Origin of the sequence: Andreprevotia chitinilytica DSM 18519 (assembly GCF_000711875.1) — a bacterium.
Taxonomy (GTDB): Bacteria; Pseudomonadota; Gammaproteobacteria; order Burkholderiales; family Chitinibacteraceae; genus Andreprevotia; species Andreprevotia chitinilytica.
Genome location: NZ_JONM01000050.1, coordinates 1 through 9,499 on the forward strand (window position 1 = coordinate 1; position 9,499 = coordinate 9,499).

The 9,499-nt window shown below is 55.9% G+C and carries 8 protein-coding genes; 5 read left to right on the plus strand and 3 right to left on the minus strand.

The window, feature by feature from the left end; genetic code table 11:
• The 3 genes from BR41_RS21440 to BR41_RS21450 all read left to right on the plus strand — a co-directional run.
• A partial coding sequence (locus tag BR41_RS21440) for an endonuclease toxin domain-containing protein (protein ID WP_211251832.1) occupies window positions 1–3,645 on the plus strand: 3,645 nt, incomplete at its 5' end.
• Window positions 3,642–4,139: a contact-dependent growth inhibition system immunity protein gene (locus BR41_RS21445; protein ID WP_035061423.1), complete on the plus strand. Its 498-nt coding sequence runs from the start codon at window positions 3,642–3,644 to the stop codon at window positions 4,137–4,139. The genes BR41_RS21440 and BR41_RS21445, both read left to right, overlap by 4 nt.
• Window positions 4,140–4,191: 52 nt before the next feature.
• Window positions 4,192–4,692: a contact-dependent growth inhibition system immunity protein gene (locus tag BR41_RS21450; RefSeq protein ID WP_035061424.1), complete on the plus strand. Its 501-nt coding sequence runs from the start codon at window positions 4,192–4,194 to the stop codon at window positions 4,690–4,692.
• Between the two features lie 156 nt (window positions 4,693–4,848).
• Here BR41_RS21450 and BR41_RS21455 read toward each other — a convergent pair whose 3' ends face one another.
• Complete coding sequence (locus BR41_RS21455) at window positions 4,849–5,124, minus strand: hypothetical protein (RefSeq protein WP_035061426.1); 276 nt, start codon at window positions 5,122–5,124, stop codon at window positions 4,849–4,851.
• A complete protein-coding gene (locus BR41_RS21460; protein WP_035061429.1) occupies window positions 5,117–5,383 on the minus strand; it encodes a hypothetical protein in 267 nt (88 codons plus the stop codon). The genes BR41_RS21455 and BR41_RS21460 overlap by 8 nt, the downstream gene beginning before the upstream one ends.
• Before the next feature lie 979 nt (window positions 5,384–6,362).
• On the opposite strand from BR41_RS21460, the gene BR41_RS21465 reads away from it, so the two are divergent.
• Window positions 6,363–6,839: a hypothetical protein gene (locus tag BR41_RS21465; protein ID WP_035061432.1), complete on the plus strand. Its 477-nt coding sequence runs from the start codon at window positions 6,363–6,365 to the stop codon at window positions 6,837–6,839.
• 60 nt (window positions 6,840–6,899) lie between these two features.
• Here BR41_RS21465 and BR41_RS21470 read toward each other — a convergent pair whose 3' ends face one another.
• Window positions 6,900–9,089, minus strand: a complete 2,190-nt coding sequence (locus BR41_RS21470; protein WP_035061434.1) for a KAP family P-loop NTPase fold protein — start codon at window positions 9,087–9,089, stop codon at window positions 6,900–6,902.
• A 138-nt stretch (window positions 9,090–9,227) separates the two neighbouring features.
• Between BR41_RS21470 and BR41_RS21475 the strand changes: the two genes are divergently transcribed.
• Window positions 9,228–9,499 (plus strand): hypothetical protein (locus BR41_RS21475; protein ID WP_035061436.1); only part of this gene is annotated, 272 nt, incomplete at its 3' end.

A 9,499-nucleotide genomic window follows, 5' to 3' on the forward strand; every position in this document is an offset into this window, starting at 1 on the left:
ACCTGCAAGGGCGAGGCCAATGCCAACGTGCAAAGCTTCAGCTGGCAGGAAGAGCGCGCCAACGTCATCGCCGGCAACAACATCAACATCAACGCTACGGCGGTGGACAACAGCCACGCCAACCTCGTCGCCAAGAACAACATCAGCATCACCACCCCGGGCGACCTGACCAACACCAGCGGCACCATCCACGCGCTGAATGGCGATGTGAACCTCACCGCCGGCCACATCGTGAATCAGGTGCAGGCACCGGTCAGCACGCACGTCAGCTACGGCAGCACCGACCCCATCGGCGGCTGCAACCCGGGCGGCACGTATAAAGACAGCCACTGCAGTGCGGACTTCCTCAACGCAGCCGGCGACCCGTCGCTGATCCAGGCCGGCCACGACCTCACCGTCACCGGCAGCAGCCTGAGCAACATCGGCAGCGCCATCGATGCCGGCAACAACGCCAACCTGCACCTGAGTGGCGACATCCTCAACCAAACGGTCTCTCTCACCGAACAATGGCGCGGCCAATGGGTGGAAGAAACCGACTGGTTCCACCCCGACAAGACCCACACCACCTACGGCACCATCGTCACCGGCACGCAGGATGCGGTGATCCACGCCGGCAACAACCTCACCGGCAACGCCACCACCATCACCAACAGCGGCAAGCTCACCGGCAAGCAAATCAGCCTGAGCAGCACCGACCTGATCAACGGCCTGACCGACAAAACCCTGCCCACGGCGCAAACCACCGTGCCGCAACCGGTGATCAGCCTCGCCCCGGTCGCCATCAAAACCAGCCCGGTCAAACCGACGCTCGCCAGCGCCACCGATCCCAAGACCGGCATCGCCGCCGTGGTCGGCCACGCCAACGCGCAAGACGCGCTCGCTGCCATCGGCCCGACCAAGGATGGCAGCGCCACCGTCACCCAAACCGCCGCCGCCACGGCCCCCAGCATCACCTACCTGAAACACAACGCCGCCGACGACCTGCTCGCCAGCATCGGCCCGGCCAGCTTGGTGGCCAACCTGCCCAGCAACCTGCTGCCCCAAACGGGCATGCAGTTCTACGCCGACCCGTACCTCGAACAGCAACTCCTCACCCAGGCGGCGCTGAAGCAAACCGGGCAGGCGTGGTTCATCAACGGTCTGGCGCAAGACGACAAAACCAAGATGAGCCTGGCGGATGAACAAAAAGCCATCCTGTACCAGAACGCCATCGCCTGGGCCGACAAGAACCAGGTGACACTCGGCACCGCCCTGACCGACCAGCAAATCGCCGCGCTCGACGCCCCGATGCTCTGGTACGTGCAACAAGCCGTACCCGACCCAAGCTGCGCCGGCCTGCCCACCTGCGGCACCGTCAGCGTCCTGATGCCGCAGGTCTACCTGCCCACGGCCAGCCAAAGCCAGCTCGCCAAACAAGAGGGCGGCCTGATCCAGGGCCAGACCGTCACGCTGACGGCGGACACGGTCACCAACACCGGCAGCATCATCGCCAACCAGCTGGACCTGAAAGCCAAAGAACTGGTCAACGAAGCCAGAAGCGTGGATATCGGCTACGCCACCAACAAGGTGGAAGGTGGCTGGATCAATGTCTACGGCACGCAGGTGCAGCCGGGTGGCCTGATCAGTGCGACCAATCTGAATATTGATGCGAGCACGGTTCACAGCATCGGTGGGCAGTTCCAAGTTCTGAATGCCGATGGCACGGTCGACGAAGCCAAGAGCGCGCAACTGATTGCCGACCTCGCGAAGAAACTGGGGGTGAACTACACCAGCCAGACGGTGGCGGATGACATCCACCAGGACTTCATGAAGGACACCAGCGGCCCCGGTGCCGTTGGTCAAGTCGTCGCAGTGATTGCCGCCATTGCCATCGCCTACTTCGTCGGCCCCTTGGCCCTCGAAGCAATGGGCAGTGCCTTCGGCACGGGTGCCGCCGCTGTCGCAGGTGCACAAGCCGTCGGCGGCAGCTTGGTCGCCGCCGCCGTCGCCGCCCCGAGCGTGGCTTCGGTGGCTGCCGCTGCTGCTGCAGCCGGCCTCACCGCCATTACCAGCGCCGCCGCCAGCCAGCTGATTACCACTGGCCGACTTGATGGCAATGAACTGCTGAAAGCCGGTGCAGTCGGTGCGCTCACCGCAGGCATCACGAGCGGCCTTGCCGATTCGGGCATGTTGACCAGCAGCAGTACATGGGGCGGTCAGGTTGCCAACGCGGCCGAACGCGCCGTGATCAACACCACCGTGCAAACCGCTATCTATGGCGGCAGCTTCCAGACGTCGCTGGTGAACAACCTTGCCGGGACGGAGAGTGCGGTAGGGGCGAACTTCATCGGTAGTGAATTCGCGCAGACCGACTTCAACCAGCTCAACCAGAACACACCGAACCCGCTGCAAGTCTTGGCACATGCCGCCTTGGGTTGCGCAACGGCTTCGCTACAAGGAACAGGGTGCAGTAACGGCGCTATTGGTGGTGCGACCTCGGCCATCGCGGCCCCGGTGCTGGGTAGTGTGATCGACACCAGTACGACCACCGGCAAGTTCGCACTGGAAGCGACTGACGTCGCGATCACCGGTGCGGTCGCGAATGCAGCGGGCAAGGACGTGAGCACGGCGCTGTCGGCTGCGCAGAACGAGGTAGAGAACAACTACCTTCCGCATGCGCTGCGCAAGATCAGAGACATTGCACAGACGGCTTGCAACGCAGGCGATACCGCCTCATGCCCAGCGGCACAACATCTGAATCAACTGGATGCCTCTATCGACACTGCGATGACGAAAGCAGCCAATAGCTGCTTCGGCGAAGGGTGCGCTGCGTTGAACAACGCCCTGAACGCAACAATTGGCATGGAGCAAGCCAATCTGGCAGCCGATGTGAACAAGGTAGGCGGTTGCTCGTCGGTCATGCTCAGCTGCACGTCCCCTGTCAGCCAACTGAAGAGCCAGCTGCAACAGGTCACCATCGCGGACGACCAGAGCACGATCAACAAGCTGAACAGCATTGCTCAAATCTCGCAGATGAACCTTGATCGGGGCTACGAAAAGCCGCTGATTAACCAGTCGGCGGATGCCCTCATGTGGGCCTCGGTCTTGACCAAGCCGGTGCAGATGTTTGGTACGGCAGTTAATAGCGCCCTTGGTGCGGCAACCGATGCAACTGTGGCCAAGTTGACGCCGGAGGCTTTGGGGTGGACTACCAATGCAGCAGCAACAGCAACGGTTGATCGGGCTGTGATTGGTCTGCAATGGGGTGCGGGCATTAAGGGGCAGGGGATGCCGTGGGAGGACTATCTTGAGACACAGTTGCCAGCTGGCAGCAGATTGCCGCCTAATTTCAAGACTTTCGATTTCTTTGATCAGGAAACCGGTATAGCAACGAGTGCAAAAACGCTCGACACGACCACTCCTGCGAAGATAGCGAATCCGAGCCAAGTATATTCGTCGCTCAAGGGAAATATTGATGCAGTGGTGAAGTTTAAAGATGCAACCCTTGCTGGCAGGGAACTCTCCGAGGCAGATATTGCTGTCCGGGAGTTACAGGTCGCAGTTCCGAAAGGTACTACGGCAGCGCAATGGGAGCAGATCAATAAAGCAATTCAGTACGGTCAGAGTAAAAAAGTGATCGTTAAGATTACGGAGGTAGCACCATGAACGAAGTTGTGAGGAGCGCTTGGAGTAACGCAACATGCAATGGAGATTTTGTTTGTGTAGAGACTTGGTCTGGCTATCGCAGCAGCATGCGTGATCCTCAAGGAAAACAATATCTGTTGAGTCCAGACATAAGCGTTCAAGAGCTAGGGGCTGCATTGTTAGATGCGTTGGCGCACAGCCGATTTGTCCTGCCAGCGGAAGACTTGAATCTTTATGATTACAAGCAAGGTATTGAGCGGAATGCTACTTGGATCGCAGATTTGATGACGCGCTATGGCTACAAAACTAAGCGTGCGCTATTTAAGGATATGAAGAGCTGTAACGTCAGGAGTCAAGGTGGAGTGATCACTATTCGCCCAAGTAAACACGAAAAGCTCGAAAGCTGGAGTGGTGACGGTATCAGCGAGGGAGATTACGTGGTGCTCCCTGCTAATAGCTCTGCAGAAGAAGTTGGCAAAGCTCTCCAATTGGCATTTAGTCGCTGTATCGGGTGAGTTGTGATGGTTACAGAGCAGCAGGCATCGGCATCAACGCCGCGGCGGTGAAATGAGCGACGTAGTAAAGAAGCAGTGGGCGGCGGTGTATCGGAATGATGAGTTCATTCATATTGAAACGCACTCGGGATACCGCGGAGGGCTGCCAGATCCAGATGGCAAGCGTTTTCTGCTGTCACCTGACGTTGCAGATGAGGAACTGGGGACTGCAGTCTTAAGTGCACTGGCAAATAGTCGATTCTTGCCCCCACGAGAACATGAGGCTTTTTTTGATATGCGTGGTCGTGTTGTCCCGCAGTACGAAGTATGGGTAAGTGAGCTGATGGCTCGTTATGGCTACAAAACCAAACGCGCTCTGTTTAAGAACATGGCGAACTGCGGCATCGAAGTGTGTGAGGGGCAACTAAAGATCAGCCCAACACATCATGAAAAGCTTGAAGCATGGAGTCGAGAAAAGAATGACGGGATTGAGGATGTTCTTATTTCAAGCACAAGCTCAGTGGTTGAGGTAGGGGCTGCACTGCGTCTAGCACTCAGTCGCTGCACGGGCTGAATATCGCAATAATCTGTTGCTTCAAGCTAATTAATTTCATCCGACCCCGAATGTTTCATTCGGGGTTTTTTATTGCGGGTACTTAAACCACTAAACCAAAAAGGCCAGCGCCTTTAACTGCGCTGGCCCAATACCATCAAATCGACTGCATGGCGGTTAACGTCGATCAGCAATCCGAGTCACGGTTCGCGACGCGCCGAGGCGATCCAAGGTTTCAGTACGGGACATATCCAGCGCGAAATGCCACTCCTCAGCCAGATATGCGCCGGCTCTTGCCAATGCGTGTAGATCAGATTCCGGCTCGGCGATGCCGGCCATCGCTCGGAACACGCTGCCCAACTGAGCGATGCGATCCAGACCGATGTCGGCGATGTCGTTGAAATCGTTAATGGTCAGTTTGGGTGGAATGGGAACGCTGTGTAGTTCAGCCATGACCGCCTCCGATCCGTATGTAGCGGGTACTGAGCGAAGGGGTTAGGCGATCGGCGAACGGTAGGGTCTGCATCGCGATGTGATGTCGCTCTGCCAGCCTGCGTCCATCTTTTGCCAGTTGGTAGCCGACACTACGCTGGTCGATCAGGGACGTGAGGATGGTAAAAATCTGGTCAAGCTCTGCAAAGCCGTCACGGGCTTGTGCGATGAGACGACCGGGATCGGGTGGTGCTGGGGTTGAGTGCTGCGTGTTGGGCATGATTGCCTCCTATGCAACTACAAAATCAACCTGCCATTCCGAGTCCAAGCGGAGGTGGCGGGCGCAAGGCGGAGTTGGACTACCGGTGCATAGGAAACCGGCGCACCCGAAGGTGCCACCGCCAAGGCCCGCCAATGTAAAAGGCGTACCAAGGGCATTGCGAACAAAAAAACCGCTTCGCAGCGGTTGTCCGCCTATGCAACATCCGGGAGTCCAAGCCCGATTGCTCGACCGAGCAACGGGTGAAGTATCCCCAACTCTTTCAGGCTTGGTCAAGAATGTTTGCCCCCCATTCATCATTGTCTGATTCGCGACCGCGAATCAAAAAGCCGCGCCCGTCCGCCAAAGACTCCCACCTCTGCCCGCTGTAGCTCCGGCATCCCATCTCAAACTCCCGACCGCGCATCAAAAACGGCCAGCGTTGCGCCACAGACTGCCGACCTTGACCAACAAACACCCGACGTCGCCCGAAAAACTCCCAACGTCGGATGTGAAGGGCTCCGACCCCGGCAGTTTTTCGCCCGACGTCGGAGCTAAAGACCTCCGGCATTGTCGCTTTTTTGTGCGACGTTCGACCTCTGCACATCCGACGTCGGCAGTTGAAGACCCGACGTCGCCCCTATTTGGTGCGTCGTCGGAGGTGCAAGGCTCCGGCGTCGGGAGTTTTTGGCGGGACGCCGGCAGTCTTTGGCTCGGCGTCCGAGGTAAAACAGGCGAGGTCGGGCCTCAGACAGCCGACGCCGCGTCTTTTAGCTGGGACGTCGGCAATCAGACCTCCGTCGTCGGCAGTTTTAGCTGCGACGCCGGAGCTAAAACCTCCGACGACGGCGTTAAAAGCGTCGCCATCGGGAGACGGACTGCGGCATGCCGCCGTTCTAATTTCGTCTTAGGTATAGCGAGAGACAGCAGAGGTCGGGTAAGTTGGTTTTGCCATCTTTGAAATGATGGTGTCAGAAAATTCTTAAGCAAGGAAAGCAACATGACCCAAAACCTGATCTCGCTTCAATTCACGGCCACCCAACTGACCGCCATCGATCAAGCCCTGTTCGAGCTGGAAAAGAACCTGACCGGCCTGATCGCACTTACCCCCGATCAACGTAGCCGTCTGGTGAAGATGGGCGACAAGTCCGAAGCCTTCTGCCACCGCACGCTGGATATCCTGCAAGACAACCCGGACGTACTGCCGCGTAGCTTTGACCTCGTTGAAGCCATGCGAGATATGCAAAGCCACAACGCGCTGCGCGCCCGCCGTGTCCGCATGGAACGCATCTTCGAAAAGATCAACGACACCGAAATGGCACTGGGTAGTGATGTGATGGCTGCCGCACTAGAGGGTTACGCCTTCCTCAAGATCACCGGCAAGGCCCAAGGCTTGGAAAGCTTGAAGCGTGAGCTGTCGGCACGATTCACGAGCCGCACTTCCAAGGGAGAGAAGGAAGCAGCGCCGAAGGTTTAAGCGTTAGCCGTCAAAGCAAACAGGCCGCCCGTTGGGCGGCCTGTTTGTTAGTACTGAATATTATCCGAGTCCAAGCTGAACCAAAGCTGGGTCTTTTCCTTCCTTAAATAGTGGGAGCTGCTCATTGAAAACGTTTATCACCAGCTGATGATCTGGTTCTAGCTCTGTCTGTTTTTTGATCCCACTCAATAAGGCCGCTGCCTTTTCAAGATCGATGAAGTTAGACATTTGCTTGAGATGCAATGTGTGTTCAATACGGCCGACATGATCGCCCATAGTCACAGAGTGGGTCCGGCTAAGGAACATAGATATAAAGAAAAGGAGGTTTGATATATCGGAAACAAATGATTCAGCCCATTGCCTTGCCGCACCAGTAGGGCCCCAATCGCTCCAGAAATTTAACACTAAAGGTAGTTCAGGTATGCCTTGCAATTGGTCGGTTTGGGCGTACAGATTAATTCGATCCAATGCAATATTCTTCAGGGCGATAACAGTTTCAACTTGAATCTGATTGAGCGCAGCCGATGACCCGTGGTCAACAGGTTTTTCATGCGAAGCCTCGATTGATTGAATGGTTAAGTACAGATAGGTAAGCGCTTTTCCATTCTTGAACGAGCCGATCAATTGGGCGTTACGAGTCTCTGCTGGTATCCGAGCTAGGATGCGCAGCATGGCCCACAAAATCCACCATGTTTTATGAGTGGAAAAGATGGAGTCAGTAGTCTCTTCGCAGCTCACAATTAACTTGTCGCCAATATGACCAAGAACATTGAGTAGATTGGTGGCTCCTACGGCGTCGATTTCATCATCGTAATCTCGCAGCTGATCGAGATAATCCCTGGCTTTCGAAGAGCCATCGGTTCGCTTGATCTCAATTGCGTCGAGTAAGGTTTTCTCCGTGACATCCAGATCGGACAATCGCTCAATAAAATTCGCAACAGCTTGTCGGCTCAACTGGTCCGCATCAAGAGCGAATCTAAAATAGCTTGGAAATATGTCTGGATGAGCTGCACGCCTGACCCGGCGATACTCAGCGAGGAATTCGCTTCCCCAGGCCGTGTTGCTTAGCTTAGGGAAAATTCGTTCCATCATGGCCTGGACGCCTTCGCGGATGCTTGCATCAACGTCTTGAGCCCATGCTTGATGGAAAGCCTGATCCTCTTTCCGGTCGCTTGATTGAATGCCGCGATCTGAGTACCCGGCGAATCGTCCCGGATTTTCACGGATGGTGTCGTAGAGCTTAGGCAGATTTATCCGGAGGAACTCCAAGGCAAAAAAGTCAGCGATATTTACCTCATCGCGCAGCGCTGGATAGGTCAATGAAAGTGCATTGACGTACCGCACAATGTCCCGGGGCTTGGTCACCAAGGGCGCAATACCTTCCATGAAAATATTGCCCCAGTAAGTCGAATCGAACAGCGCTATATCCGCGCCTTTCAATACGTGATCGAGACTCTCGGAAAGTTTGTTCTGAAGCTTCCGCTTGCTTATTGACGGCAGAACGAAAGGCACTTGGACGATTTTTTCCAGGTAAGACTCGCCACCAGCTTCGTCAAGCTGCATGGAGGTTGCTAGGGCCTTTGCAACGACGCGCCTATCGAATGACAGCAGATAAACCACGTTCGGGAAATCGGCTAACGCTTTGACTACTTTGAAGACCTCTCGAATTTCCGTAGGAGTGAGCCGATCAATGTCGTCGACGACAACTATGAAACGTTGGTCGGATTCTTGCAGTGCTGTTGAAATCTCTGCCTTTAACTTGGGTACATCTTTTGGTTTGCGTTTGAGCAGTTTTAGCAACCCGCTGACAGGGACATCGATCCACGGAATGCCTGTGCTTACCGAAACAGCTTTCCCTAGTGCTCCCGAATATTCTGAAATCAAGTCACCTACATCGCGAAGCGCTTCATTTTCAAGTTTCAACGCGGTTTTGAATTGCATCAAGAACTGATCGGCCAGTTGGCTTCGATCGTCAAACCACCACGGATTGAAGTCGATCACTATGGGCTGTGCATCCTTATGGTCTTCGGCTAAGTAGTGCTTGATGAAGTTGAGCAAAGACGATTTTCCGATGCCCCACGGCCCGTGAATTGCCATGACCAGCCCCTGTGGGCTTGGCGTCTTGATCACTGCGGAGGCAATTAGCTTGGCGAAGGGAGCGTAGCCAAACGCGTCAGACATTGGATCAGTTTGTGGCGTATCTGAACCAATGTCGTTGGTTAACTCTTTCGATGTGCCGATATCGTTCATATGAGCTTTAATCTACGGATTAGTCCGAGAAATGATGTCTTCAGTAGAATAGGTCACCATCACCCTGATCTTTAAAAAAACGCATCAGCCTTTCGGCTGAAGACCGGGTTTAGCAACGCCTGAATAGATCGCGGACGGTTGATTAACCACTGCTTCGGCTGCGCAGCAGCCGGCGGCACCATCGCCGCTGGCCACAACGTCACCTTCAACAGTGGCCTGCAGAATCAGGGCACGGTCATGGCCGGCAACGATGTCACCATCACCGGCGGCACCTTCAGCAACGCCGGCTGGTACAACCCCACGCTGACCACCACCCCCGGCTGCGTGGCGGGGGCCAAGACCTGCAAGGGCGAGGCCAATGCCAACGTGCAAAGCTTCAGCTGGCAGGAAGAGCGCGCCAACGTCATCGC

Bases quoted from the DNA above. Each gene is read 5' to 3' on its own strand.
- BR41_RS21445 (WP_035061423.1), top strand. From the start codon at position 3,642: ATGAACGAAGTTGTGAGGAGCGCTTGGAGTAACGCAACATGCAATGGA.
- BR41_RS21450 (WP_035061424.1), top strand. From the start codon at position 4,192: ATGAGCGACGTAGTAAAGAAGCAGTGGGCGGCGGTGTATCGGAATGAT.
- BR41_RS21455 (WP_035061426.1), bottom strand. From the start codon at position 5,124: ATGGCTGAACTACACAGCGTTCCCATTCCACCCAAACTGACCATTAAC.
- BR41_RS21460 (WP_035061429.1), bottom strand. From the start codon at position 5,383: ATGCCCAACACGCAGCACTCAACCCCAGCACCACCCGATCCCGGTCGT.
- BR41_RS21465 (WP_035061432.1), top strand. From the start codon at position 6,363: ATGACCCAAAACCTGATCTCGCTTCAATTCACGGCCACCCAACTGACC.
- BR41_RS21470 (WP_035061434.1), bottom strand. From the start codon at position 9,089: ATGAACGATATCGGCACATCGAAAGAGTTAACCAACGACATTGGTTCA.